This window comes from Sulfurospirillum sp. HTRB-L1 (assembly GCF_059415125.1).
The window spans coordinates 488402-514880 of record NZ_JCAHZR010000002.1 but is presented as its reverse complement, the minus strand read 5'-3'; the positions used below and the strand labels follow the sequence as shown (position 1 = coordinate 514880).

Sequence of the window (26479 nt, the reverse complement as noted above, 5' to 3'; positions counted from 1 at the left end):
CCAATAAGGTCAAGGAGACACTATGGCAAGAGTAAAAACTGGGGTTGTCAGACGACGACGGCACAAAAAACTATTAAAATTAGCACGAGGCTTTTTTAGCGGACGTCGCAAACATTTTAGAAAAGCAAAAGAGCAACTTGAGCGTAGTTTAGTTTACGCATACCGCGACAGACGACAGAAAAAACGAGATTTTAGACGCCTTTGGATTACGCGTATTAATGCAGCGTGCCGATTAAATGATGTGAGCTATTCACGGTTTATCAATGGTCTTAATAAAGCCAATATCGTGCTTGATCGTAAGATTCTAGCAGACATGGCAATGAACGATCCTGAAGCCTTTGCGTTGGTTGCAGCCAAAGCCAAAGCCGCCCTTTAATTTTTCAGGAGTGAGGAAACTTCCTTGCTCCTTCTTTCCTTTCCCCTTCCTCTATTTTTCACTCTTCCTCCCGCGATACCTCTACATGTAAGCACCGCCCAATAGTTCCATTGGAGAGATTTCTCTTGTATTTCTTACATGTAAGGATGTTTTAGGGCAATAAAGAAGAGAGGCTGCCGCAGGCGAAGAGGCCATGCGGCAGTAGGAGGCTAGCGGGTACGTGCGTGTTCGATGACACTTTGTCTTGGGTAGACAAAAACCGCATCGCGCGTGATGATGATTTTGTCTTTTTGGTCGGTTGCGTAAGCGGTGATAACGATGGGAATAGGCGTGTCTTTTCGATCATCACGGGCCAATTCTTGGGTGGTGGAGAGAATAACAATGCGCTTTGCCTTTTGCCCTGCTTGGAGCAAGAAAGGCTCAGTGGGACGCTCGATTGTAATCGCAGGGTCATTCACCTCAAAATAATACGTGTGGTCCACTCTGTCTGTGTTTTGAAATAAGAAGGTATACGCATTCTCAACGCTTGCTTCTTGAACCTTGTAGAGTTCTGTCGTGCGGTTAATATTAAGAAGCATGTACTCTTTTTTTGTTCCCATAAAGAGAAGCAACGCAAAGGCAATCGTCAAGACAACCCCATAAGCAAGGGTGCGGAAGCGTAAGAATTTTGTTTTTCCTCCAGAACTAATGGCGTTTGGACTTGTCCAAGAAATCAACGTGGGCTTTCCTAATTTGTTCATTACCTTCGTACAGGCGTCGGCACATTCAAGGCAGTTGATGCACTCAAGTTGCATTCCTTTACGAATATCAATGTGGGTTGGGCAAATGCGCACACAGGCTTCGCACCCCGTGCACTCATCCATTTCACCTGGGGGTTTACTCCACAGTTTTTTACCTTTGGCGTCAAACACAACGCCCCCACGCCTAGCATCGTAAATCGTCTGAATCGTATCATCATCGTACATGACCGATTGGATGCGCGCATAAGGGCAAACATAGATACAAAACCCTTCTTTAAGCAAGAGAATATCGTAAATCAAAAATCCCGCAATAGCAAAAATGAACCCAAATAAAACAGGGTGCTCAGCAGGGGATTGAAGGTAAAGGAAAAAATCTTCAGGGGGAATGAAATACCACATAAAGTTCGAAGCCGCAATAAAAGCAAGACAGACCCACAGTAAAAGCGCCACGGTTTTTTTAGCCACCTGTCCTTTAGCTAACCCTTTTTGCTTGTTGGCAATATTTTGACGAATCCCCAGAAGTTTTGTTTCAATCAAATCGCGGTAAAGGGTGCGAAAAATCGTTTGAGGACATGCCCATCCGCACCACACCCTTCCACCAAGGGTTGTGACAAGGAAGACACCCAGAAATAGCAATATAAGAATGAACGGCATCAAATAAAGCTCTTGCATGTCAAAGGTGGTAAAAAATAAATGCAACTGCTTTTTATCAAAACTCAGCAAAAAGAGATGGTTTCCCTTGATGGTGATAAAAGGCAGTGTCAGCGCAATAAGGGAGATGATGCCAAAGGTGACATAACGTTTTTTGTTATAAAATACAGTATTGCAATCTGTGGTGCAAGAGGGGTTCATGAGGCTACTCCTTGGGATAATTGGGCAATAAGTTCACACTCTTTTTCTGTCTTTTTTTCTTTAATGGGTAGCTTGGTAGGTAGGGCGTGCAGAAGCTTTTTTTTCGTTTTTGCCAATTCTTTAAGGCCACGTGAATTGATATAATCTTTTAAAGAGCTACGGCTTACATGTAAGAGTTTGGCGATTTCGCTGACGGAAATACCCTCTTCGAGAAATTCAATGACTTTGGCGCGGTAGGTGTCAAATTTTGACTGGGACATGCGCCCTTTTGGTCGCCCTTGGGAAGTTTGCTCTTGGGGGTTGATGCCCTCTTCGCGGATGCGTGCAAGAACAGAAAGTGCATTGAGTGCGGGCAGGGTGCTTGAGATAACCTCGTCTGTATTACATACATGTAAGACGATGTCGCGCTTGATGAGGCATTCAAAGACCTTGGCAAGTTCGTCTACCTTGGTGGTTAGGGCCCAAACATCGTACACAAGAAGGGTTTCATTGTTGTTAAGTGAACGTAAAAACCCTTTAAACTCTTTGCGCTCTTCCAGGGCCAAAGACGCATCGGATGTTTCGATTTCCGTAGAATGAATCGGAATCCCATGGGCGGCCGCATACTTTAAAACGCTTTGCTGCTGTTCAACGATATTGACCTTTTGGGTCATATTTTTAAGAAGTGCAATAGCCATGATGTCACCTTTTTATCACAAGTGAAGAAGTATACCTAGAGATGGCGTATAAAGTCAAGTAATTCTACTAAATTCTCGCCATTTTGGCGAAAATAATATCAAATCTGTGTGCGCAAAAAAAGCGGTTGCGTAAAACATGCTTTTTGGGTACAATACGCCTCCAAAATCATTTGAAAGGTGGTGAGAGCCAGATGCCAGGAATCAAAGTGCATCCAAATGATTCGTTTGACGAAGCATACCGAAAGTTTAAAAAGCAAACTGATCGCAATCTTGTGGTTACAGAAACACGAGCACGACAGTTTTTTGAGCCGATGACAGAAATTCGCAAGAAACAGAAAATCAGCGCGCGCAAGAAAATGCTAAAACGATTGTACATGCTACGACGTTACGAGTCACGACTCTAATCAACGTATGGGGCCATCACGGCCCCATAACACTTCTGTTAGTTCCAAATACCCTTCTTTTAACCCTTTTTTAGACTTCTTGCGTATAATAACCTCCTAACGCGTTAGGCGATGGTTTTGAACGACACAAAGGAGACTCCATGGCGAAATTCACGGTTGCAGAAGCTTCAGAGATTCTAGGTATCACCAAAGAAGCAATCTATAATCGCATTCGGCGAGGCACGTTAAAAAGCGTGAGCGAAGCAGGTGTGAAGCAGGTGCTCCTTGAAGACGAAGCAAAACCTGTTGCGTCTCCTTCTAGGTCCGCCTCCCCTAAACCTTCCCCTCAAGAAGATCGCTACGTGGAACTCTTGAAGGAACAAGTGGGCGAATTCAAAACCCTTGTTAAAAAGCTTGAAGAAGATAAAGAACGCTTGATTGCGGAAAAAGAAGCCTTGTTAGTGCACTCCAAAGAAGAGGTGGAGCGTATTTACAAAGAGCGCGATAAACAGCTCAAAGCCATTCTCTCCCTTGCCACCCGTCCCTTGCTTGAAAAAGCCTTGCCGATGATGAAAAATGAAACCATTGACGCAGATTTTGAAGAACTAACACCCTATGAAAAAGAGATGTTAGGTCAGCCTGCGCCTCAGGAGTGGGTTAACCTGACTCTTTCTATGGAAAAAAAAGGGATGTCTGAAAAAAAGCAGAAAAAAATCAGCATGGCTATTCTTGAAAAGGTAGGCTTTTGCGATGACGTGAGGGAAGATAAGGGAACCTTGTTTATCAGACGTGGAAAAAAACTTAAAGAGATTTTAGGAAAAGCATGAAATTTATTCGGAAGGTTTCAGACTACGCCATTGCCGGCGGTGTGGGTGCGTTAGTGGTGATGGGCTTGCAAGGGTGTGAGCAAAAAAAAGACGAAGCAGCGTTTACGCAAGCAAGCCAAGCCCAAGGTGCGTTTGTGGTGATTGGCGAAGAACCTGATGGTGGGTATACTATTTTAGATGAGTATCCCAGTGATGTGACGCGGGTGATTTTGCGCACTTTGGATGGGAATGAACGCATCTTGAGCGATGCAGAACTTGAAGCGTTGGTGGCACAAGAAGCCAAGAAGATTGACGCGGGTACCTCGGCACTAACAAACGAGAAGTTAAGTTCTGGTTCCATGGGACTTGGCGAAATTGTGTTAGCAAGCATGGCGGGGGCGATGATTGGAAGTTGGATTGGGGGACGGTTGTTTAACACTCCTGCCTACCAGCAAAGGCGCCAAAGTGCCTACAAAAACCCACAAACGTACAGCCGCAGCGTGAATAGCTTTCAAAAAGCACGCGCCACTAGCACTGCTAGTGCCGTGCCAAAACGCACGGGTTTTTTTGGTGCAAGCGGCAGTACAAGCCAAACAGGTTCCGTAAGTGGAGGGTAGGGTGGTTGAAACCTGCCGTGTAAAGCCTCTAGAGAAAGCCTTTTTAGAGTCTATTGGCTTTTGGTGGCACAAAGACCCTGATGATACAGCGTACCTCACCGATACCCTTGTGTGTGTGAGTAAGGCTGAGGCGGAAGCGTATTATGACGCGGTCAACACGTTGCATGGGATGATGAGCGAAGCTGCGGAGTATGTGATTGCGCATGAATTGTTTCACGAACTTGGCATTCCTTTTAACCTTGTTACCACCATTAAGCGTTCGTGGGAAAATGCTGTACATTGGCATTTGTACGGCCGTTTTGACCTGTGTGGCGGAGTGGGGGGTGTTCCCCTTAAACTCATCGAATTCAACGCCGATACGCCTACGGCACTGTATGAAACTGCTATTATCCAATGGGCGCACCTAAAATACAATGGCCTTGATGAGGCGGCCCAGTTTAACACGCTCTATGAAGCCCTTAAAGAAAATTTCAAACGCCTTGTTGTTCTTGAGGGCGAGACTGCGGAGTTTGGGAAGTATTACGAGGGGTGGAAAATCCTCTTTTCGTGCATAGGTGGAAGTATTGAAGATGAGGTGACCACAAAACTGCTCCAAGCTGCGGCTAAAGAAGCGGGGTTTCATACGGACTTTGCCTTTGTTGACGCGGTTGGCTTTAACGATGAAGAGGGAATTTTTAAGGGCGATGAAGCCTTTGAGTATTGGTTTAAGCTCATTCCTTGGGAAAATATTGCTCAAGATGAGGGCGATTTGGCACTGAGCCTCGAAGCCATTATGGCAAACCAAAAGGCCATCATTTTAAACCCCGCATACACATTGTTATTTCAAAGTAAGGGAATACTCAAGATTTTGTGGGATTTGTTTCCCAATCACCCCTTGTTGTTAGAAACCTCCTTTGAGCCCTTAGGTGTCAAACAAGTGAAAAAACCTATGTTTGGGCGTGAGGGAGCAAACGTGGAAATACTAGATGCAAAAGGGAAGCGGTTAGAGGGAAAAGAGGGCATTTACGGGCACCATCCTGTCATCTACCAAGCGTACGAACCCTTTGCAAAAGACGCGCAAGGGCAGTGTTACCAAGCGGGGGTATTTTTTGCCTACGAAGGGTGCGGGCTAGGCTTTCGTCGTGGCGGAGAGATTTTGGATAATTATTCCAAATTTGTTGGGCACATCATCAAGGAGCACGCATGAAATTGGTTTTACTCGACGCAAAAACATTAGGAAAAGACGCGGATTTAAAGATTTTTGAACCCTTTGGGGAAATGGTGCGTTATGAGACCACCTTGCCCCAAGAGTGCGCGTCGCACCTTCAAGGCGCAACGATTGCCATCACAAACAAGGTGAAAATTGGCAAGGCGGTGATGGAAGCGTGCCCAATGCTAAAACTCATTTGTATCACTGCAACAGGCACGGACAACATCGACCTGGAAGCGGCCAAAGAGTTGGGTATCGAGGTAAAAAATGTGGCGGGGTATTCGACCCACTCGGTAGCCCAACACACCTTTGCGTTAGTGTTAGAACTCCTAACACACGTGAGTTATTATGATGGATTTGTCAAACAAGACGGTTGGGTGCAAAGCCCTATTTTTACCCACATCGACAATCCGATTCGCGAGATTCATGGCAAAATCTGGGGCATTATTGGCCTTGGGGAAATTGGGCGGCAAGTGGCGCGCATCGCAGAAGCCTTTGGGGCAACGGTGTGTTACCACTCCGCTTCGGGGAAAAATACCCAAGGTCCATACCCGCACCTTGCGCTTGAAGCCTTGCTTAGAGAGTGCGACATCGTGAGCATTCATGCCCCTTTTAATGCCCATACAAAGGGTTTGATAGGCAAAAAAGAGTTGGCATGCATGCGCCAAGACGCACTTTTGATTAACGTAGGACGCGGGGGGATTGTGGATGAGGTGGCGCTCAAAGAAGCCCTTGAGGCGCAAAAGATTTACGCAGGGTTTGATGTGTTGGCTGTTGAACCCATGGACCCTGAGGCGCCTTTGCGAAGCCTTACATGTAAAGAACGTTTGGTGCTCACGCCCCATGTGGCATGGGCAAGCGTAGAAGCGCGCACCACCTTGTTGGGGCTGGTGGCAAAAAACATAGAAACATTTTTAAGGAGTTTTCATGGCGAAAGAACACAGTTTTGACATTACCGCAGAAGTGGACAAACAAGAGTTAAAAAATGCCCTCGAACAAGCAAAGAAAGAAGTGGCAAACCGGTACGATTTTAAAGGCCTTTTGGCGGAGATTGACTATAACGAAAAAGGTAAGGTGATTGCGCTAGTGAGCACAAGCGACTCCAAGGCTGAGGCCATGAAGGAGATTGTGATTTCAAAGCTCATCAAGCGTGGCATTGTGGCCCAAGCCATTAAAGAGCTGAAGCGCGAAACCGTGGGTGGTGGCAACACAAAACTCACCTTGCAGATTATCGACACCATCTCTAGTGAAGATGCCAAAAAAATCACCAAAGAGATTAAAACACAAAAACTCAAAGTCCAAGCGGCTATTCGCGGAGAAGAACTGCGCATTACGGGCAAGTCATTGGATGATTTGCAAGAGTGCATCCGTGTGGTTAAAGGCATGGAGCTAGACCTTCCGCTTTCTTTTACAAACTTCGCCTAATGCACATCCTTGAGCCCACCCCCACGCCAAAACGCCTTACATGTAAAGCCGCAGTTCTTGGCATTACCGTAGCCCTTTTGGCGGGCCCTTGGGCTCTTGTTGCGTGGGGTTGGTGGCAATTTCACTGGAGTTTTGGAGTACTTTTTGGCGTGTTTGGGTATTTGCTAACGGGTGTTATTAGCAGTAAAATGCGGCAAGCGAGCATCCCTAAAGACCAGCAAGAGATTTCTTTTTCTTCCCATGAAATTGCACGGTGGTATGTGGCGCGTTCTTTGTGCTGTGATGCGTGATGCGTTTCCAAAAAGTCTATATTGAACTCACAAACGGGTGCGGATTAGCCTGCCACTTTTGTCCCTCACGCCCCAAAAAAATCCGTGTGATGGAATGTGCGGACATGGAACGTGTGTTAGTGCAGTTAGTTCCTTACACGAAAAATCTTGCCTTTCATGTTTTGGGTGACCCTTTAACCCTCGAAGCCTTGCCCCGCTATATGGACATCGCGCAACAGTACGGGTTTGGGGTAGACCTTGTGACAAGCGGCTTTCATTTGCACAAACATTCGCCAACCTTGTTATGCCACCCCGCACTGCGCCAACTTAATATTTCCCTCAACAGTGCCTCACGCCAAAAGCCTTTGGCTTTCAAAAAATACATGGACGAAGTGTTGGCATGGTGCACGTATAAGCGCCATCACGCTCCTAAGCCTTTTGTGAATTTGCGGCTGTGGAACCAGCAAGGGGACGCTAAAGACCATCGTTTTACGCAAGAACTTTATGCGTTTATTTCTCACTCTTTTTATCATACGCTTCAGGTAAAATTAGACGCACAGGCCTTGCAAGAAGGTACGTACCGTCTTGATGAAAAAATCCGTTTACATGTAGACAAGTATTTTACATGGCCTGCTTTGGATGCACCCGAAGTTCCCGATGGGCCTTGCCATGGATTGCGCTCACACATTGGGATTTTAAGCGATGGCACCGTGGTGCCTTGTTGTTTGGATGGCGAGGGCGTGTTGGCCCTTGGCAACGTATTGACCACGCCTTTGGAGGCGGTGTTGCACAGCCCCAAAGCCCAAGCAATCCGTCACGGTTTTAGCGAAAAAAAAGCAGTAGAGGCCCTGTGTCAGCGGTGTGATTTTCGAAAACGTTTTTTATGAAATAGAGTTTTTGCGGGGCTTGGTGTTATTTGCGCACTTTAGGCTCTTATAGGAACTGAAATTTACACTCAATTTACACAGGCTCGTTACAATGACGGCAAACAAAGGAGACAAAGACAATGTCATTAAATTTTGTTCAATCATCCACCGTATTTTGGGCTGAAAAAATCATGCGAAAATCCCTCGCAAATCACTTGGTCATTACACCCGTTAAAGAAGAAGTTAAACGCAAGGCAAAACCTGGACATACCTATATGCTCTATATCCACATTCCTTTTTGCCATACGTTTTGCTCCTATTGCTCCTTTCATAAGTTTTATTACAATGAAGAAAAAGCCCTGCAGTATTTTTCCTTTGTGCGCCACGAATTGCGAAAAGTCAAAGAGCAAGGGTATGATTTTGAAACCTTATACGTGGGCGGGGGTACGACACTCATTAACGAGGCAGAATTGATTAAGACCCTTGAATATGCGAAAAGTTTATTTAGCATCAAAGAGGTCTCATGCGAAAGTGACCCTAACCACATCGCACCTAACAGCTTGCGGCGTTTTCGTGGCTTGATTGATCGCTTGTCTATTGGTGTTCAAAGTTTTGATGATGGGATTTTAAAGCGCATTGGACGGTACGAAAAGTTTGGCTCAGGGGATGAGATTCAAGAAAAACTTCTGCGCATAGGAGGGGTTTTACCTACCACAAGCATTGACCTTATTTTTAATTTTCCTGGGCAAACAGAAGAAATCGTTTTGCGCGATGTCATTACCGCCCAAGCCCTTGATATTGACCAAATCACAACCTATCCGCTCATGCAGTCAAGCTTGATGAAAAAATCTATCTCAAAAGCCTTTGATGGCCAAAAAAGTGACAATGAATACCGCTTTTTTGAGCTGATTCGTGGCGCCATGAACCAATACCGCCCCATTAACGGATGGGCGTTTTCGCGCCAAGAAGAGCAATTAAGTGACGAATACGTAGGAAGCCACAGCGAATACGTGGGCGTAGGAAGCGGCTCTTTTAGCTTTTTAGATGGGACGTTACATGTAAACGCCTTTGACTTGGACCAATACATGCAAAAGATTGCCAACGAAGAAAGTGCGGTCATCGCCTCGTGTCCATTTACACCAAAACAACGGGTGCAATACCAGTTTATGACCTCTTTGTTTGATGGGATGGTGCATATTGACACCTTCAATCACACCTTGCACACCAATCTTGAGCGCGTGATGGGTAAAGAGATTGCGATGCTAAAACTCGCAGGGGCGATTGAGGTTTCTAATGGCGTGATTGTCCCCACCGAATTTGGGGCGTATGTGTGTTTGGTATTGATGCGAGAGTTTTACTCAGGAATGGACCGTGTGCGTGCCATGTTTCGCCCTCAAGCAGCATTGGAAAAGATCGTGAACCTGTAGTTGTAAAATGGAGTAACCCATGAAAAAAGCCTACCGACTTGTGCATGATGAAAACCTGTGTATCGGGTGCCAAGCGTGCAGTGTGGCGTGTAGGGCTGAAAACAAAATCCCCGAAGATGTGTACAGGCTGCAAGTGGTTGTTTCCATGAGAGCACAAGACCACACGATGGATTTTACAAGACGCTCTTGCGTGATGTGTGACAATGCCCCTTGCGTGGAAGTGTGTCCAACCCACGCTACCTTTCAAATGCGCGATGGCATCGTTCTTGTGGATGAGAAACGGTGTGTTTCGTGCAAGTACTGCGCGCTTGCTTGCCCTTATGGCGCGCGCTATACCGACCCCCTAACCAAAGCCTTACAAAAATGTGATTTTTGTTATTCTTCGCGTATTTTAAAGGGTGAATTGCCCGCTTGTGTGGAAGTGTGCCCCACTGACGCTTTGGCCTTTGGTGACATCAACGACCCTCAAAGCGCGCCCGCTCAGAAGTTACGGCGCAACGTTAGCGTGTATCCCAAGGCACACCTTGGCACCAAACCCAAGGTGGTGATGATTCCTAACCACAAAGGGGTGCGCCATGAATAGTGTGTGGGGAAGTATGGCCCAGCATGAAGTTGTCCACTGGCCATGGCCCATCGCGGTGTATCTGTTTTTAGCAGGCTTAAGCGCGGGGTCGATGCTCGTGGCGCTGTTAGTTAAGTGGAATCGGCACGAACACAGTACAAACTCTATTTGGGATGCGATGGTCAAGGCGGGCGCATTGATTGCTCCTTGTGCGATTATCCTTGGGTTGGTTTTGTTGGTGTTTGACCTTGGAAAACCTCTGTCGTTTTTTTGGCTTTTGGTGTATTACAATCCCACTTCGGTCATGTCTCTTGGGGTGATTATTTTACTGTGTTATACCCCACTTACCTTGCTCTTTACCCTTATGATTTTTGAAGAAAATGTGAAGCAAATCCAGCCGTTGCGCGTGTTTTTGCCGCTGATTACCTTTATTCGTTCGTTTTCCCATCGCGCGAAGGAGTTGGAGTATTTTTTGTTTGCCTTTGCTTTGGCTGTGGGGGCGTACACGGGGTTTTTGCTCTCGGCCATCCAGGCGCTACCCATGTGGAACAATCCTATCTTACCAATTTTGTTTCTAACCTCAGGCATTTCGGCGGGCATCGCTTCTAACATCTTGGTGGGCCTTTTGTTTTTCAAAAGTTCGTTAAATCCTGAAAGTGTCAAATACCTCCTTGTGCTTGACATGCGCGCGGTGATGAGCGAAATTCCTTTGCTTATCATGCTGTTTATCGGAATGCTCTACAGCGGCGAGGCGGGCGTTATTGCTGCAAAATCGGCACTGACACAGGGGTATTTGGCGTGGATTTTTTGGTGTGGCGTATTGGGGATTGGATTGCTAACACCCCTCACCATCGCCTTTACAGCACTGCGTAACCATGCGTACCGCATGGGGTTTATTGTCGCTAATTCGATGATTGTGCTTTTGGGCGTTTTTCTGCTACGATACTACATAGTTTACGCAGGCCAAACCTTTACTGGCGTCTAAAAAATCGATACAACACCTTAGGAAAAAGCCAATGAAGATTCTTCTGCTTGAAGACGATTACAACTACCGTGAAAGTATCAAAGAATACCTTGAAATGCTAGGTTTTGAGGTGGATGATTTTGACAATGGCGCCGATGCCCTTGATAGCATTTATGAAAAAACCTATTACTTGCTGATTTTAGACATCAAGGTGCCTGAGGTCAGTGGCCATGAGATTATCCGCTATGTGAAAGAGTCACAGATTAAAGTGCCGATTATGATTATTACCTCGCTTGTGGATATTGATAATGTGGCGATTGGCTATGAGCTTGGCTGTAACGAGTACCTCAAAAAACCCTTTGACTTGGTAGAGCTTAAATACCGTGTGCTTGGGCTGATTAACACGTTTTACCCCACGAACAATAAAAATTGCGTGGAGATTGACAAGGAATACACCTTCGACATTGTGGAAGGTGTGTTGTATAAATCAGGGAAAGAAGTAAGCCTAACAGCCAAAGAGAAAGAGCTTATTTTGTACCTTGTGCGCAACAAAAACGCGTATGCGAGCATCGAAATGTTGCGCGAAGAGGTGTGGGAAGGCAAGGCGATTCACCACGCAGACATTCGGATGCACGTGCGCAAAATCCGCCAAAAAACCACGCCAGAATTTATTGAATCATTTCGGGGGCTAGGGTACAAGATCCATGTTAAAACAGAGTCTTAAATCCCCCCTGATGTACACGTTGCTCATTGGGCTACTTTTTTGTGTGCCCGGCTTTCAAGTGTTGCAGCTCACCCTTAAAGAGCAACACACCAACAACAGTATCGAATTGATGCAATGGTCCACGTTGATTCGCAATGCCATTGAAACTTACGAGGGCCAAAAACCCTTACATGTAAAGGTTCCAAGTTCTGTGGTGTATACCTTTGGCCTTTACGATACTTCGCGCAATATTTTGTATTCGACCCTCACCCAAGAGCCTTCCACCTTTGCGTTTACGACGCGAAGCGAAGGGGGATTTTTTTACTACCAAACGGTTTTAGACAATAACCCTGTAAATGCCTTGTATTTGATTGTGGCGATGCCTGTGAGCAACACAAAGATTATCCTTATGGGCACGATTATTTTACTGCTGACCTTGTGCGTGTTGTATGTGACGGCGCATTTTATGATTTTACACAGTATTAAGCCCTACCAAGAGACCCAAAATTACATGAATACGTTTTTTAACGACGCCATGCATGAGCTTAAAACGCCGCTAGGGGTGATTCATATTAACTTGGAATTACTAGAAGCAACCCAGCCAGAATCCAAGTACATTGGGCGCATGAAAGCAGCGACAAAACAGATGCAAATGACCTACGAAGACGTGGAGTACTACATCAAACATACACGCTCTAGCTTCAATCCTGAAGTGGTGGATTTGTCCCATTACCTTTTTGAGCGGGTGCGCTTTTTTGAGGATATTGCCAAGGCAAAACAGATTTTACTCAAGGCGACGATTGCGCCAAAATTGATTGTTTTTATGAATAAAATCGAACTGCAACGGGTGATTGACAACACCATTTCCAATGCCATCAAATACTCCAACCCTGCCTCAAGCGTGCTGATTGAGTTGGAAGAAAAAGAGGGCAAGGCTTCGTTTCGGGTGGAAGATTTTGGCAAAGGCATCAAAGACACCAAGCGAATTTTTGAACGCTTTGAGCGAGAAGATTTGGTGCAAGGGGGATTTGGACTGGGTTTGAGTATTGTCAAAAATATTTGTCAAAAATACGGCATTACCTACCACGTCAGTTCGGTGCTAGCACGGGGAAGCACCTTTTTGTACCTTTTGCCTTTGTACGAAGAGCGTTGGCTAGATAAACTCGAATCCAAAGAAGCACCCCTTGCCTAAAAGCGTTGGGTAACTTTTCCCCATTCTGCTTGACGTTCTGTGTTGAGGCTTAGGACATAATACCCCACTTCTTTTCCTGAAATGTCATGAATAGGCAAAGAGGCAAAATAGTGATCATGCCGCTGGGTGATGGAGGTGCGGGTGAGGTCTAGGGTATTGATGAGGTAGGCTTTGTTGAAATTTGCTTCTTTGTTGATGATGATAAACTGTTCCAAAAGATTCATTTGATGCGGGTGAAAAACATTGGAAAGGCTGGCGGTTTTTTTATCCAGCAAGACGTAAAAATCCACACCTTGATGGCCTAAAAAGTTGGTGATATGTTTGAAGTCAAAAATCACTTCAATGGACCCAACGTAGTCTTCGTTTTCAAAGATGGGCGAAACGCCCCGCAAGAAAAGCCCCTCCCTTCCTGCTTCGATGCCTGAAAGTGGCCCTTTGGTTTCCTTTGCCTGTAGCAAAGAGTGGCGAAACGATTCCAGACTATCACCACTGCGTTCTAAATTCCAAGCACGCAACAAACTTTTAAAATCCGCCGTGTGCATGTGGATACGGATGGTGTAGTGGGTGAGGGGGGCTAAAGAGCGCAAGGTGTCGTTGACGATAGACAAGCACCCTTCTTTGTCTTTTGTTTTAATACACTCGACAACCAAAGGGTTTTGAGAAAGCAGCACGGCCATGGAAAGGGCGAGGCTTTTTTCTTCCTCAAGGGTTTTGGAAAAGAGTAAAATCTGATGATTAAGGTAGCGTTTGGCACCGTTGTGGGTGAGTTCTTGTTGGTACTGATACCCTGTGTACAGTACCAACAAGACGATGAAAACAGTGCTACATGTAAAGATAAAACGCAACAAAGGCTTGATGCGAGTTCCTTAGATGGGCATGACGCGAATGGCGGGAGAGAGCTTATCACGCAAGACGGACTCTATCGCATACAAGGTTCCAGAGGAACTGCTTGCGCATCCGCTACAAGCGCCTAAATAACGAATGTAAATGTCGATGTTTTCCTCGGCAGATTTGATGTCGATAATCTCCAAGTTGCCCCCGTCCATCATTAGCATAGGGCGAATGTCCGCATCAATGATGGTTTCAACCGCCTTGAGTTGTCCTACGACGGTGAGTTGGTCAAAAAGAACCATCTCACCCGTTCCTGAGACTTTTGCATCCGCTTGGGCTTTGAGTTTGTCATGTTCCATCTCAGCACGTGTGTCTTTAAGGATGTCTACAAGGTAATGCTCACGGTCTTCGTGGCCGCCAGGCTTGATGCAAGATTTGCAAAATGCCCCTGCCTTGGTGTAATTGGTGATGTCTTCAACGGTTTTAAGGTCGTTGAGCTTGATGACTTCTTTGATGGTGCCAAGGCTTACGCGCGCGCACTCGCACACGATGATTTCATCTTCAAAATCTTCAGGATTAATCCCCTTGTAGGAAGCGGCCGCGGCTTTGATGACATCATAGGCCATGACCGAGCAGTGCATTTTTTGAGGCGGAACGGCAGGGATATTGGGGTCATCACGCATGGATTTTTCCACGTCAATATTGGTGATTTTAACTGCCTCATCTACGGTCTTTCCTTTGCACAGTTCTGCCATGGTGTCAGAACTTGCAATCGCTGTACCACAGCCAAAGCTTTTGAATTTTGCCTCCATGATGACATTGGTTGTTTCATTTACAACCCAGTAAAGGCGCACCGCGTCCCCACAGGATTCTGCACCAAAGTCCGCCACAATGAGCTTCCCACCCATTGCCGCCGCTTCTTCTTCGGTGACTTGTCCCATGTTCTTAGGGTTGTTCATCAAGTCTTGTACTTTTTGGCTGTATTCTTCCCAGATGGAGCCGCCAATCAAACTGTTTTTTGCCATAATATATCCTTTATAATCCGCTTTTATGCCATGAAGGCGCGTAAGAGTAAGTGCTAGAAATCGCGCGAAGCCGAACAACGGCAGCTTTGAGCACGTCAATCGTGTAATCAATATCTTCTTGTGTAGTAAACCGTGAAAGAGAGAGCCGAAGGGCCGTGTGTGCCAAGTCCGCTTCCGCGCCGATGGCTTCCATGACAGGGTTGGATTCTAAGTTCTCACTCGCACACGCACTTCCTGTGCTTGCGGCGATGCCTTTTTGGTTCAAATCCCATAACATGGCCTCGCCTTCGATTCCCTTAACACTGACCAAGATAGTATTGGGTGTGCGCTCATTTCTTTCTCCCACAACAAAAACATCAGGGAGTTTTAAAATAGCATCTTCGAGGGTGTCGCGGAGTTTGCGCACGGTGCCATTTTCAACATCAAGGTGGGCGTTGGCAAGCTCCATGGCTTCGCCCATGCCGATGATGCCAGGAACATTAAGGGTCCCACTGCGGCGTCCACCCATATGTTCGCCTCCGTGCATCAAGCTTGTGAGCTTTTGTCCGTCTTTAAGGTACAAGCCGCCCACGCCCTTTGGGCCATGAAATTTGTGGGCAGAAAAGCTCAAGAAATCTACCCCGCTTGCTTGCACGTCCACGGGAATCTTTCCGATGGCTTGTACTCCATCTGTGTGAAACAAAGCCCCGTGCTCGTGGGCAATGGCGGCCATTTCTTGGATGGGGAAAATCATGCCCGTTTCGTTGTTAGCCCACATGATGGAAACAAGTGCTGTGGTGTCGGTGATGTGTTCTTTAAGGGAGGCAACCTCAACGACGCCTTGGTTGTTGACGGGTAAGTAAACGATGTTAACACCCAAGCTTTCTAAAAATTTACAGGCTGAAATCACCGCAGGGTGCTCTACTTCGCTTGTGATAATGGTGTCTTTGGGGCCGTTGAGAATGTAATCATAATAGACACCCTTAATCACCCAGTTAATACTCTCCGTAGCGCAAGAGGTGACCACCACATCGTCACTGTCTTTGGCGTTGATGCCCGCATAGAGTTGGTTCATTGCTTTGCGCAAAGCAGGGTGCGAGTCGCTTCCAAAGGCATGCAAGGAGTTTGGATTGCCATAAATATCACAAAAATAAGGCTTCATCGCGTCAAAGACGAGCGGGTCGACCATCGTAGTAGCGTTGTTGTCAAGATAGACTCTCATCAAAATTACTCCTAAAAACCTATTTACCTAAATAGGATATTTTTTATCTTATTAATCTTTTCCGAATGGTAGAATACTCTTCATTAAAAACTCTTTAAGTGGACCCATTGGCCTGAGAGCCAATCTTTTGTAACTCTTGAATCATCGTACCAAAAGGGACAGCGTCTTTAGGGTTTTGTTGCATAAACTGTTCCATGAAGGTGCGTTTTTCAATAGCGCTATCAAGGTCTTTATCTGCTCCCTTTTGGTAGGCTCCAATACGTATGAGAATCTCATTTTCTTTAATCAAGGAGCTCAAGCGACGAAAGCGCGTGGCATGGCGTTGGTGTTCGGGGGTAATCACATCTCCCATAACGCGTGAGGCGCTATTTTGAATGTTAATCGGCGGGTAAATGCCAAGATCTGCAAGTTCCCGACTGAGCACAATGTGCCCATCTAAAATACTACGGCTTTGGTCGGCGATGGGGTCACTCATGTCATCGCCCTCCACAAGGACGGTAAAAAATGCGGTAATAGACCCCTTGCCCTCTTCTTTGCCTGCCCGCTCCATGAGCTGGGGGAGGAGGGTGAGTACAGAAGGCGGGTAACCTTTAGAGGTAGGAGGTTCCCCAAGGGCAAGGCCAATCTCCCGCTGGGCCATGGCAAAACGGGTTACAGAATCCATCAAAAACAGGACATCGTGCCCTTGGTCTTTAAAATACTCCGCAATGGTCATGGCAGAAAAGGCGCCGTATTTGCGCATGAGAGGGGAATCATCACTGGTGGCCACCACAATCACCGTGTTGGTGAGGTCACCCCCAAGGCTTTTTTGGATAAATTCAGGCACCTCGCGTCCCCGCTCTCCGATGAGTGCGACAACCTTAACGGGCGCCTTGGATCCGCGCACAATCATTCCCATAAGGGTAGATTTGCCCACGCCACTGCCTGCGAAAATGCCTACTTTTTGGCCCTTTCCACAGGTTAAAAGCCCGTCGATGGTTTTTACTCCCACTTCAAAAGGCTCATCAATCAGCCCACGCTTCATGGCTTCTAGCGGCGGTTTGATAATCGAAGCATAGGTTGCGCTTTGGATGGGCCCTTTGCTGTCTTTGGGGTTGACAAAAGGGTCTACTACGCGTCCTAGTAGTCCTTCCCCTACAGGAATCATCATCCCTTGTTCGCTGATAAAAACCTTGTCACCTGTCTTAAACCCTTCCACAAAGCCAAAAGGGGAGATAAAAAAACGGTTACTTTTAATCTCCGTGACCATGCCAAGCTCCCTGCGTAAGCCATCCCGTGAGACCAAGCGTACAATATCGCCGATGCTTGGGCGCAGCCCCGCCACTTCAATGGTGGTGGCACTGATGTTGGTAATGGTGCCAAAGATAGGCGAAAGGGAAGCGCAGTTTTGGAGTTTGGATTTGAGGTTTAAAAGGCTCATTTAGTAGCGAATCCCTTGAGGGGAATTGATAAGGGAGAAAAATTCGCGGCGGGTGTCGGGGTTTTTTAAAAAAGAGCCACGTAAGGCGGAGGTGGTGGTGGTGGAGTTGATTTTCTCAACCCCGCGCATTTCCATGCACATGTGCCGTGCTTGGAGCACCACGCCAACCCCTTTGGGTTTGATGACATCGTGAATAGCCCCAGCGATTTGTTCGGTGAGTTGCTCTTGGATTTGCAGGCGTCTGGCAAAAATGTCTACCATGCGAGGAATCTTAGAAAGCCCTACCACTTTGCCATTGGGAATGTACGCCACGTGCGCTCTTCCGATGATGGGCAGTAGGTGGTGTTCACACATGGAGTAAAATTCGATATCGCGGATAAGTACCATTTCGTCGTTGCTGCTTTCAAAGAGGGCATCGCCAAGGACTTGTTTGGGGTCTTGGGCGTACCCTTGGGTCATGAATTCAAAGGCTTTAAAGACACGTGTGGGTGTTTTTTCTAGCCCTTCGCGGGAAATATCTTCGCCCACAAGGGTTAAAATCGTACGAACGGCTTCTTCAAATTTGGCTTGGGTGTCCATGAGGGTCCTTGGATTGAAAAGAGCATTATTGTAGCGGATGCTTCCTTTTTAGTTTCTAAAAAGAGTATAATCCTCCTCTTTACATGTAAGGAATCCAAAGGAAAATAATGCACCCAAAACGTGAAAAATTTGGCAATTTTACATTGTTGGTATTGTGGTTTGGCGCTTCTGTTTCGATTGCAGAGATTATGACGGGAGGGTTGTTGGCTCCTCTGGGGTTTTCCTCCGCGCTCATGGGGATTGTGGTGGGCCATTTAATCGGAGCGGGGCTGCTCTACCTTGGCGGCACAATCGGCGCGCAAAGCGGGCTTGCTTCCATGGTTAGCACGCGCATGAGTTTTGGGCTTGCAGGCTCTTGGCTTTTTGCGGTACTGAACATCTTGCAGCTCATCGGTTGGACGGCAATCATGATTATCGCCGGCGCAAATGCAGCCAATGAAATTGGTGTGTTATTGTTAGACGTTAGTAGCCCTTTGGCATGGTCTTTAGCCCTTGGTGTGGCGATTATGGCGTGGATTTGGCTAGGGGCACAAGGATTTACAAAACTCAATGTTCTCGCGGTTGTTTTGTTGTTTGCCCTCACGTTAGTGCTCGCTTATGTGGTTTTTGGTAAGGCTATTGATGGCACAGCCTCTTCTGTGGCTTCTGCCCCTTTTTCCATGGGAATAGCGTTAGAACTTAGCATTATTATGCCTCTTTCTTGGCTTCCGCTCATTGCCGATTACACCCGTTTTGCAAAGGATAAAACCAAAGGGGTTTGGAGTGCTACGACGGGGTATTTTCTGGGAAGCACGTTGATGTATGTTATTGGCTTGGGCGCCGCATTGTACGCTGGCAGTGCGGATCCTTCCGCGATGATGCTTGCGGCAAATTTGGGACTGTTTGCCTTGGGTATCGTGGTGCTCTCAACCGTGACAACCACCTTTTTGGATGCTTATTCTGCGGGGGTGAGTACCACGGCCATTTTTCCCCGTATCAATGAGCGTTACGCGGCTTTGGCCATGGCGTTTGTGGGGATGTGTTTGGCCTTGTGGGTGCCCATGCATCAGTATGAGCATTTTTTGTACGCCATTGGGTCGGTGTTTGGGCCTTTGTTCGCGATTGTGCTGTGTGATTATTTCTTTTTTCAAACACGGGTTGTTAATCCAAACTTGGTCTTACATGTAAACGCGTTAGTGGTTTGGATAGTGGGCGTTGGGGCGTATTATGGGTTTAAGGGAATGGATTTAAGCATTGGTGCAGTGCTTCCAACCATGCTTTTTACCGCCTTGGTGTTCGCGGTGGCAAAAAAGAGTGTGAACGCGTGGAATCTACAGGGCCAAGAGAGAGGATAACTGGAATTATCCAACGATAAGCAAAAATCTGCTATATTATAAAAAATTTTTTTGAAAAAAAGGGACTCTATGGAAGTTACAGCGAAAATGACAGACGGTGCGAATGCAATTGCTGCGGCAAAGATTAGCAAAGAACAGCTTGCGAAAAAGCAAGAGAAAATCGCCAAATCAGTCGCTAAAGATGCAAAAGTTGACGGATTTAGAGCAGGAAAAGTACCGATGGCTGTCGTGATGAAGCGCTTTGGTGATAAAATTCAACAAGACGCAGAACAAGAAGCGCTTCAAAGATTGCTTGATGAAAGCCTCAAAACATTGGAAAAAGACGCTAAAAACATCGTAGGCGAACCTCAAGTGAGCAAATTTGAACGCGCTGAAGATGGTCTTGATGTGGAGATTAAAATCTCCTTTAGACCCGAAGTTGCGGTGGAAGGCTACGAAGCGTGTATCCCTGAGTACGCCACGCCTAAAGTGACCAAAAAAGAGATTGGTGAGCGTGTGGAAAAATTGCTTGAAATGGTAGCGCCTTTGAAAAAAATCGAAGAAGACCGTGCCCTTGAAAAAGGTGACACAGCCTTGTTTGATTTTGAAGGATTTATCGACGGCGAAGCCTTTGAGGGCGGAAAAGCCGAAGGGTACTTGCTTGATATTGGCAGCAACCAATTCATCCCTGGGTTTGAAGAAGGCATGGTGGGATTAAAAGCAGGCGAAGCGCGTGATGTGGTTGTTAATTTTCCTGCTGAGTACGGTGCAAAACACTTGGCTGGAAAAGAGGCGGTGTTTAAAGTGAAACTTCACGAGATTCAGGGTAAAGTCGTTTCCAAAACCCCCGATGAAGAAACCCTAAAACGCTTACTTCCTGGTGAAGAAAATGTAACGGTTGAGGTGTTGGAGCAGCGCATCAAAGACCAAATCAAGAACGAAAAAATCTCTAAACTCATTGGCGACGAACTTAAGCCAAAATTTATTGAAGCCGTCGTTGAAAAACTTGTTTTTGACCTTCCTGAAAATATTGTTGAGCAAGAGATTGACTTGCAGTTTAGAAGCCAATGGCAAAACTTTACCGAAGAGGAGCTAGAAGAGTTCCGAAGCAACCCAGATAAAGTACAAGAAAAACGCGAAACCTTCCGTGTTGAGGCGACAAAAAGTGTTAAGTTGACCTTTATTGTCGATGAACTTGCAAAAATCAATGACATTTCTGTAGCCGACCAAGAAGTGCTTCAAACCCTTTATTACGAAGCAATGCAACAAGGCCAAGACCCCAAGCAGTATGTAGAGATGTACAAAAACCAAGGCGTGCTTCCTGCAGTGAAGATGGCCATGATTGAAGACAAACTCTTTACAAAACTCTTTGACAAAGAGAGCAAGGCGAAGTAATGAGCTACATTCCTTATGTTGTTGAAAAAACAGGACGTGGCGAGCGTAGTTACGATATTTATTCTCGGCTTTTAAAAGACCGCATCATTATGCTCAGTGGCGAAATCAACGATCCTGTCGCTTCTAGCATCGTGGCGCAACTGCTTTTTTTGGAAGCAGAGGATCCTGATAAAGACATCTACTTGTACATCAACTCTCCAGGTGGCGTTGTCACCAGCGGGTTTAGCATCTACGACACGATGAATTATATCAAGCCCGATGTTTGTACGATTTGCATCGGTCAAGCGGCGTCTATGGGCGCCTTTTTGCTTAGTTGCGGCGCCAAGGGTAAGCGCTATGGGCTTCCCAATGCACGCATCATGATTCACCAGCCTTTAGGCGGTGCGCAAGGGCAGGCGACGGATATTGAGATTCAAACCCGTGAGATTTTGCGTCTTAAAAGCACGCTTAATGATATTTTGGCAAAAAATACAAATCAACGTGTGGCGAAGATTGCCAAAGATACCGATCGTGACTTTTTCATGAGCGCCAAAGAAGCCAAAGAGTATGGATTGATTGATAAAGTGTTGGAAAAAAGCTTTAAATAGGCACTTAAGGAGAGAGAAGCGATGGTTCGATTGGATAAAAATAAGATTCGTGGCACGCTCACAAGAGCAACAGTAAAAGACCCAGAGCCCGTAAAGCCAGCCGAAACCACCGCTCCTGTCCCCGCTTCTCCTGAGGGAAGTGACTTGGAGAAGTTTTCCCACTATGTTTTAAAGCAACTCATTGAAGAAAATGTTCCTCCCACTCCTGCAAATTTTCAGATTTATTTTGAAAAACTGCTTGAGCAAAAACCCCTCTCTTTTCGTAAACGGATTAACGAGTTACTAGAAGCAGATACGGCCAATGACGATGAGCAACGCGCCAAGATTGAGCGGGAAATCAAAGAAGGGTTTTCTCAAATCAAAGGAATGCTCCAAGGAATCGCGACGATTTACAAGAACCTGACTGTCATGAAAGGTTTGGTAAAAAAACGTCAAGATGAGTTGGCAATCAATACGAGCCAACTTTCTGTTCAGAATGTTATCACTACGTTTGGCGGGGATTTAAGCAAGTTGAGCTCTTTGATGGAGCGCCAACTTGCGGGATTGAAAGACGGCTATGAAAAAGCGGGCGCAACCCTAAAATCCATCGAACAAGAAGCAATTTTTGACACGCGCTATGGGATTTATAACAAACGCTATTTGATTAAAACCCTTGAGAGCGAAAAAGAAAGCATCAAAAAGTATGGCTACTCAAGCACCTTGATGCTTCTTAAAGTCAAAGATGCAGCGCTTAGTCGCATTATTAACTCAAAAGACCGCGCGGTGTTGTTGCGCAATATTTCAAAGCTGTTGCTCAAAACATCCAGACGAAGCGACGTTGTGGCCCATTATGGCGAGGGTGTTTTTGCTATGGTGATGAAACACACCAATATTGAAAGTGGTAAAAAAGCTTGCGAACGCATTGCGGAGTTGATTTATGCGACCAGTTTTTTTATTGGAGAAATGGAATTGGATATTGATATTGAACTAGCGATTGTAGAACTTCAAGGCGATAAGGGCGTTGATGAGAGCTTGATTGCGGCACTGGATGCCCTGCCTTTGAGTGGACGCGACCAAGAAGCATACGCTGTGGGCACACTGTAAAGGACGGCATAGTGGTTTTGGAAGTGATTACGTACCCTGATAAGCGTTTATGGGAAATTTCTCGCCCCGTGGAAGCGTTTGATGCCTCCTTGCACATGTTGCTTGATAATATGTACGAAACCATGTTGGCAAAAGATGGCATCGGTCTTGCGGCCATCCAAGTAGCGGTGCCGTTGAATGTGCTCATTATCAACCTTGTCAACGAAGAAGGTTTTCAAGACAAGGCCGAGCTTAAAGAGGTCATCAACCCTGTTATTGTCGAGAAAAGTGGAACAACGGTGTACAAAGAAGGGTGCTTGAGTGTGCCTGAGTTTTATGAGGAAGTGGAGCGTGCTAAGGCGATTACCGTGCGCTACCAAAACCGTTTTGGCGAAGTGATTGAAGAAGCCTTGGAAGATTTGTGGGCCATTGCGATGCAGCACGAGATGGACCATTTGGCGGGAAAATTATTTATTGAAAAGATTTCCTATCTCAAGCGTAAAAAATTTGACAAAGAGTTTAAAAAACGCCAACGCGAAAAGGTGTAAACGTGAAACGCCTTGGGTGTGCCACGCTAGATGCCAACACGGCGCATGTGGTAGAGGTGGAATCCGCCTTTGTGCGCGCGTTGCCCGGGTTTTCCATCGTAGGCCTTCCTTCGCAAGCCATTCAAGAAAGCAAAGACCGCATTAAATCCGCCCTTTTGGGCGTGGGGTTTGCCTTTCCTGCCCAAAAAATTACCATCAACCTTTCGCCTTCGGATTTGCGCAAAGAAGGTAGCCATTTTGACCTTGGCATCGCCTTATTAATTGTGTTGCAAAAAGAGCGGGTCGATTTTGGAGATTTTTTTGTCTTTGGGGAGCTTGGGCTTGATGGGGTAGTTAAATCCACAGCAACCTTGTTCTCCCTTCTCCTCTCTCTTGCTTCGGCGGTGGAAAACGCAAAAGTACTCGTGCCTCTAAGCATCGCCAAGCGTGCCTCGCAAATCCCCGGACTTGAAGTGTATGCCGTGGGTTCCTTAAGTGAGGCTATGGGGTTTTTTCAAGACCCAAACACCCAAGAAAATGCCTTACATGTAAACACCCATCCGCTTTTTGCAAACCCTGTGTGGATTGAAGGTGCGCCTTATGTGCACAATACCCAATACCTCCTGGACTTTGCCGACATTCGAGGTCAAGAACGTGCCAAGCGCGCCGCACTCATTGCCGCTGCGGGGATGCATAACATCTTGTTTGAGGGGAGTCCAGGATGTGGTAAAAGCATGAGCGCTAAGCGGTTGCGCTACATTTTACCACCCATGAGTGTGAGCGAGGTGCTTGAAACAACAGCGCACCGCTCTTTGGACGGGGAAGATGCAGAGTTTGACACCTTGCGCCCCTTTAGAAGCCCCCATCACACCTCCTCGCGCCCTTCGATTTTTGGGGGTGGAAGCGGCCAAGCCAGGATAGGCGAGGTGGCACTAGCCCATCATGGGATTTTGTTTTTTGATGAATTCCCCCATTTTACGAAGCAGGTGTTGGAGAGTTTGCGCGAACCTTTGGAAGATGGGAAGGTGCTTATTTCGCGCGTCAACACTAAGGTGACGTACCCAACAAAGTTCCTGTTTGTGGCCGCTCAAAACCCCTGCCCGTGTGGCCATCGCTTTAGCTTGGCAAAACCGTGCCGATGCTCGGAGGTGGAAATAGCCCGCTACAAAGCGCGCCTTTCTGGTCCGCTTTTGGATCGCATTGATTTGTACGTGCAAATGGACGAGGAGCGTGGAAGCACATCGGTCTCTTCGGCAACCTTACACCAACACGTGCTTGAAGCGTTTACTCGGCAAAAAGCGCGTGGACAACAAGAACTTAATGGTAAACTTAATGATCAGGAGTTGGTGCGTGTTTGTTTGCTCGCCCCAGCGGCAAAAGCCGTCTTGGAAAAAGCGGCTTCACGTTATGGTCTTAGCCATCGCGCCATCAATAAAACCCTTAAAGTCGCACGCACGATTGCAGATTTGGAGGGAAGTGGGGAGCTCATGGATGCCCATATTTTAGAGGCACTTAGCTTTCGTCAACGTTAAAAGGAAACCCATGTACCCTCTTTATGAACACGTCGAAGCGTTAGATAAGCGGTGTGGTGAAGTGTTTGGATTGAGCGAAGAAGTACTGATGGAACACGCTGCCCTCGCGCTTTGCAACGCAGTCTTGGAACAACCCCACGCCTCAGTGCTCATCGTGTGTGGCCCTGGGAACAACGGTGCGGATGGCTTAGCGTGTGCACGGCTTTTGTGTGGGGCGTGCGAGGTTAGCGTGATGCTTCCCCTTGGCGTGAAATCCCCACTAGCAAAGCTGCAATATGCTCGTGCAAAAGCCTTACATGTAAAGGTTATTGAGAAGGTAGAAGCCGCAGATGTGGTGGTGGATGCACTTTTTGGAAGCGGTCAAACCCGCCCCCTAGATGCGCCCATGGTGGCATTAATAGAAGCCCTCAACGCGCAAGATGCCCGCAAGATTGCTTGCGATATCCCCACGGGACTGGGACTGGGTGTGGGTGTGTTTCAAGCAGATGTGACCGTGACAATGGGCGCGCTCAAAGAAGTGTTGTTTTTAGAAAATGCCAAAGGCGTGGTGGGTAAGATAGTGGTGGCCGAACTTGGTGTGCCCCGTTACATGTACGAAGTTCCAAGCCAAACACAGGTCTTAAGTGCCCAAGACATGCACTTACCCCACCGCACCAATCCCGTGTCTCACAAAGGAGATTTTGGTCACGTGCTGGTCGTGGGCGGCGAAAAAGAAGGGGCGGGCATCTTGGCGGCCATGGCTGCATTTTCTTTTGGGGCGGGGTTGGCGAGTTATTTGGGCGAAGCCTCCTTGCCTCCTCGTCTCATGAAAACTGCCACACTACCCCCTAAAGCCACAGCAATTGTTGCAGGAATGGGCCTTGGAGAGGCACTTGAAGAAGCAACCCTTAAGACCTTACTTGTGGAAAGTGCGTGCGCGGTAGTGGCCGATGCAGACGTATGCGATAGGGCCATGGTAAAAGCACTGTACCACCACACAAAGCCAGTGGTGTTTACTCCCCATCCTAAAGAATTTTGCGCGTTAATGAAGCGCGTTGGGTTAGGAGTAGTAGACGTGGAGAAAGTCCAGGCAAACCGCATTTCCCTTGCGCGCCAGTTTTCCCTTGGAACCAAGAGCGTGTTAGTGCTCAAAGGAGTGCATACGTTAGTCGCCTATAAGGGGGAAGTTTACCTCTGTCCTTTTGGCTCTCCTGCTCTTTCTAAAGGGGGAAGTGGTGATGTGCTAGCGGGCATGATAGGAGCACTTTTGGCACAAGGTTATGGGCCTAAAGAAGCCGCTATCACCGCAGTGTTAGCCCATGCGTTAGCCGCGCAAGCCTATGAGGGAAATACATACGCGCTCACCCCTGAGCGTTTGATTGAAGGAGTGGCATGCCTGAAAAACGGCTAGCGGTGTTGTTTAGTGGAAAGGGGAGCAATCTTGAGTCGTTGCTTAGAACCTTGCATGGGCATAATTTTAGTGGCACAACGTTAAAGGTTGTGCTCACGCTAACAAACAAACCCAACGCGGGGGGTATTGAAAAATCTCGCCACTACGGCATCGAACCTGTGGTGATTGACCATACCTTGTTTGAAAGCCGCGAGGCCTTTGATGGAGCGGTGGTGGAGGTGATTCAAAACGCACATGTAGATTTGGTGGTGTTGGCGGGCTTTATGCGCATCCTAAGCCCCGTGTTTACCCAAAATGTCAAAGCCATCAACCTGCACCCTTCGCTCTTGCCTTTGTTTAAAGGCGCCAATGCTATCAAGGAAAGCTACGAAGCGAAGGTTAAAGAAGCGGGCGTGAGCGTGCATTTTGTGAGTGAAGAGCTTGATGGCGGGGAGATAATCTTGCAAGAAGCGTTTGCTAAAGAAGCGGAGATGTCTTACGAAGCCTTTGAAGCAAAGATTCGCTCACTCGAACACCGACTGTTGCCAAAAGCGGTGGTGAAACTCTTATGTTAACCCCTTACATGTAAG

Annotated in this window: 29 protein-coding genes; 22 read left to right on the top strand and 7 right to left on the bottom strand. The window is 46.9% G+C overall.

The window, feature by feature from the left end; translation table 11 throughout:
• Positions 1–22 precede the first annotated feature (22 nt).
• The gene (rplT, locus tag AC5SLM_RS05360; RefSeq protein ID WP_495249899.1) at positions 23–376 is read left to right on the top strand and encodes a 50S ribosomal protein L20; all 354 of its coding nucleotides are present in this window, start codon (positions 23–25) and stop codon (positions 374–376) included.
• Between the two features lie 209 nt (positions 377–585).
• On the opposite strand, the gene ccoG is transcribed toward rplT, so the two are convergent.
• Positions 586–1968, bottom strand: a complete 1383-nt coding sequence (gene ccoG, locus AC5SLM_RS05355; protein WP_495249898.1) for a cytochrome c oxidase accessory protein CcoG — start codon at positions 1966–1968, stop codon at positions 586–588.
• Positions 1965–2645, bottom strand: a complete 681-nt coding sequence (locus AC5SLM_RS05350) for a recombinase family protein (RefSeq protein ID WP_495249897.1) — start codon at positions 2643–2645, stop codon at positions 1965–1967. The genes ccoG and AC5SLM_RS05350 overlap by 4 nt, the downstream gene beginning before the upstream one ends.
• Before the next feature lie 191 nt (positions 2646–2836).
• Here AC5SLM_RS05350 and rpsU point away from each other — a divergent pair, with 191 nt between their 5' ends.
• From rpsU to AC5SLM_RS05285, 13 genes are all read left to right on the top strand, one after another.
• The gene (gene rpsU / locus AC5SLM_RS05345; RefSeq protein ID WP_495249896.1) at positions 2837–3049 is read left to right on the top strand and encodes a 30S ribosomal protein S21; all 213 of its coding nucleotides are present in this window, start codon (positions 2837–2839) and stop codon (positions 3047–3049) included.
• A 140-nt stretch (positions 3050–3189) separates the two neighbouring features.
• Positions 3190–3855 (top strand): integrase, encoded by a 666-nt coding sequence (locus AC5SLM_RS05340; RefSeq protein ID WP_495249895.1) that lies wholly within the window; start codon positions 3190–3192, stop codon positions 3853–3855.
• Positions 3852–4451: a UPF0323 family lipoprotein gene (locus tag AC5SLM_RS05335; RefSeq protein ID WP_495249894.1), complete on the top strand. Its 600-nt coding sequence runs from the start codon at positions 3852–3854 to the stop codon at positions 4449–4451. Before AC5SLM_RS05340 ends, AC5SLM_RS05335 begins: the two co-directional genes overlap by 4 nt.
• A gap of 1 nt (position 4452) precedes the next feature.
• On the top strand, positions 4453–5637 hold the full coding sequence (locus AC5SLM_RS05330; RefSeq protein WP_495249893.1) for a glutathionylspermidine synthase family protein: 1185 nt from the start codon (positions 4453–4455) through the stop codon (positions 5635–5637).
• Positions 5634–6590 (top strand): D-2-hydroxyacid dehydrogenase, encoded by a 957-nt coding sequence (locus AC5SLM_RS05325; protein ID WP_495249892.1) that lies wholly within the window; start codon positions 5634–5636, stop codon positions 6588–6590. The genes AC5SLM_RS05330 and AC5SLM_RS05325 overlap by 4 nt, the downstream gene beginning before the upstream one ends.
• The gene (locus AC5SLM_RS05320) at positions 6568–7065 is read left to right on the top strand and encodes a YajQ family cyclic di-GMP-binding protein (RefSeq protein WP_495249891.1); all 498 of its coding nucleotides are present in this window, start codon (positions 6568–6570) and stop codon (positions 7063–7065) included. Before AC5SLM_RS05325 ends, AC5SLM_RS05320 begins: the two co-directional genes overlap by 23 nt.
• The gene (locus tag AC5SLM_RS05315) at positions 7065–7355 is read left to right on the top strand and encodes a hypothetical protein (RefSeq protein WP_495249890.1); all 291 of its coding nucleotides are present in this window, start codon (positions 7065–7067) and stop codon (positions 7353–7355) included. The genes AC5SLM_RS05320 and AC5SLM_RS05315 overlap by 1 nt, the downstream gene beginning before the upstream one ends.
• Complete coding sequence (locus AC5SLM_RS05310; protein WP_495249889.1) at positions 7355–8221, top strand: radical SAM/SPASM domain-containing protein; 867 nt, start codon at positions 7355–7357, stop codon at positions 8219–8221. Before AC5SLM_RS05315 ends, AC5SLM_RS05310 begins: the two co-directional genes overlap by 1 nt.
• 119 nt (positions 8222–8340) lie before the next feature.
• The gene (locus tag AC5SLM_RS05305) at positions 8341–9627 is read left to right on the top strand and encodes a coproporphyrinogen III oxidase family protein (RefSeq protein WP_495249888.1); all 1287 of its coding nucleotides are present in this window, start codon (positions 8341–8343) and stop codon (positions 9625–9627) included.
• A gap of 19 nt (positions 9628–9646) precedes the next feature.
• A complete protein-coding gene (locus tag AC5SLM_RS05300) occupies positions 9647–10210 on the top strand; it encodes a 4Fe-4S dicluster domain-containing protein (RefSeq protein WP_495249887.1) in 564 nt (187 codons plus the stop codon).
• Entirely contained in the window at positions 10203–11174 is a 972-nt protein-coding gene (nrfD, locus tag AC5SLM_RS05295; protein ID WP_495249886.1) for an NrfD/PsrC family molybdoenzyme membrane anchor subunit, read from the top strand. Before AC5SLM_RS05300 ends, nrfD begins: the two co-directional genes overlap by 8 nt.
• 31 nt (positions 11175–11205) lie before the next feature.
• A complete protein-coding gene (locus AC5SLM_RS05290; protein WP_495249885.1) occupies positions 11206–11877 on the top strand; it encodes a response regulator transcription factor in 672 nt (223 codons plus the stop codon).
• Complete coding sequence (locus AC5SLM_RS05285; protein WP_495249884.1) at positions 11858–13048, top strand: sensor histidine kinase; 1191 nt, start codon at positions 11858–11860, stop codon at positions 13046–13048. Before AC5SLM_RS05290 ends, AC5SLM_RS05285 begins: the two co-directional genes overlap by 20 nt.
• On the opposite strand, the gene AC5SLM_RS05280 is transcribed toward AC5SLM_RS05285, so the two are convergent.
• From AC5SLM_RS05280 to folE, 5 genes are all read right to left on the bottom strand, one after another.
• The gene (locus AC5SLM_RS05280) at positions 13045–13896 is read right to left on the bottom strand and encodes a cache domain-containing protein (protein WP_495249883.1); all 852 of its coding nucleotides are present in this window, start codon (positions 13894–13896) and stop codon (positions 13045–13047) included. The two genes, AC5SLM_RS05285 and AC5SLM_RS05280, sit on opposite strands and share 4 nt — an antisense overlap.
• 18 nt (positions 13897–13914) lie before the next feature.
• Positions 13915–14904 (bottom strand): iron-sulfur cluster assembly scaffold protein, encoded by a 990-nt coding sequence (locus AC5SLM_RS05275; RefSeq protein ID WP_495249882.1) that lies wholly within the window; start codon positions 14902–14904, stop codon positions 13915–13917.
• A gap of 10 nt (positions 14905–14914) precedes the next feature.
• Positions 14915–16105, bottom strand: coding sequence for a NifS family cysteine desulfurase (locus tag AC5SLM_RS05270; RefSeq protein ID WP_495249881.1), 1191 nt, complete (start codon positions 16103–16105; stop codon positions 14915–14917).
• Positions 16106–16199: 94 nt separating this feature from the next.
• Complete coding sequence (gene fliI, locus AC5SLM_RS05265) at positions 16200–17525, bottom strand: flagellar protein export ATPase FliI (RefSeq protein WP_495249880.1); 1326 nt, start codon at positions 17523–17525, stop codon at positions 16200–16202.
• The gene (gene folE, locus AC5SLM_RS05260) at positions 17526–18104 is read right to left on the bottom strand and encodes a GTP cyclohydrolase I FolE (RefSeq protein ID WP_495249879.1); all 579 of its coding nucleotides are present in this window, start codon (positions 18102–18104) and stop codon (positions 17526–17528) included.
• A gap of 107 nt (positions 18105–18211) precedes the next feature.
• On the opposite strand from folE, the gene cytX reads away from it, so the two are divergent.
• The 8 genes from cytX (at position 18212) to purN (ending at position 26464) form a co-directional block, all read left to right on the top strand.
• Positions 18212–19438 (top strand): putative hydroxymethylpyrimidine transporter CytX, encoded by a 1227-nt coding sequence (gene cytX, locus AC5SLM_RS05255; protein WP_495249878.1) that lies wholly within the window; start codon positions 18212–18214, stop codon positions 19436–19438.
• 69 nt (positions 19439–19507) lie between these two features.
• Positions 19508–20812: a trigger factor gene (tig, locus tag AC5SLM_RS05250; protein WP_495249877.1), complete on the top strand. Its 1305-nt coding sequence runs from the start codon at positions 19508–19510 to the stop codon at positions 20810–20812.
• Positions 20812–21399: an ATP-dependent Clp endopeptidase proteolytic subunit ClpP gene (gene clpP, locus AC5SLM_RS05245; RefSeq protein WP_495249876.1), complete on the top strand. Its 588-nt coding sequence runs from the start codon at positions 20812–20814 to the stop codon at positions 21397–21399. The genes tig and clpP overlap by 1 nt, the downstream gene beginning before the upstream one ends.
• A gap of 21 nt (positions 21400–21420) precedes the next feature.
• Positions 21421–22482: a GGDEF domain-containing protein gene (locus AC5SLM_RS05240; RefSeq protein ID WP_495249875.1), complete on the top strand. Its 1062-nt coding sequence runs from the start codon at positions 21421–21423 to the stop codon at positions 22480–22482.
• A gap of 11 nt (positions 22483–22493) precedes the next feature.
• The gene (gene def / locus AC5SLM_RS05235; protein ID WP_495249874.1) at positions 22494–23009 is read left to right on the top strand and encodes a peptide deformylase; all 516 of its coding nucleotides are present in this window, start codon (positions 22494–22496) and stop codon (positions 23007–23009) included.
• 2 nt (positions 23010–23011) lie between these two features.
• Positions 23012–24520, top strand: a complete 1509-nt coding sequence (locus tag AC5SLM_RS05230; RefSeq protein ID WP_495249873.1) for a YifB family Mg chelatase-like AAA ATPase — start codon at positions 23012–23014, stop codon at positions 24518–24520.
• A gap of 10 nt (positions 24521–24530) precedes the next feature.
• Positions 24531–25910 carry an NAD(P)H-hydrate epimerase gene (locus AC5SLM_RS05225; RefSeq protein ID WP_495249872.1) on the top strand — a complete coding sequence of 460 codons (1380 nt, stop codon included), beginning with the start codon at positions 24531–24533 and terminating at the stop codon, positions 25908–25910.
• A complete protein-coding gene (gene purN, locus AC5SLM_RS05220; RefSeq protein WP_495249871.1) occupies positions 25892–26464 on the top strand; it encodes a phosphoribosylglycinamide formyltransferase in 573 nt (190 codons plus the stop codon). Before AC5SLM_RS05225 ends, purN begins: the two co-directional genes overlap by 19 nt.
• Positions 26465–26479 lie beyond the last annotated feature (15 nt).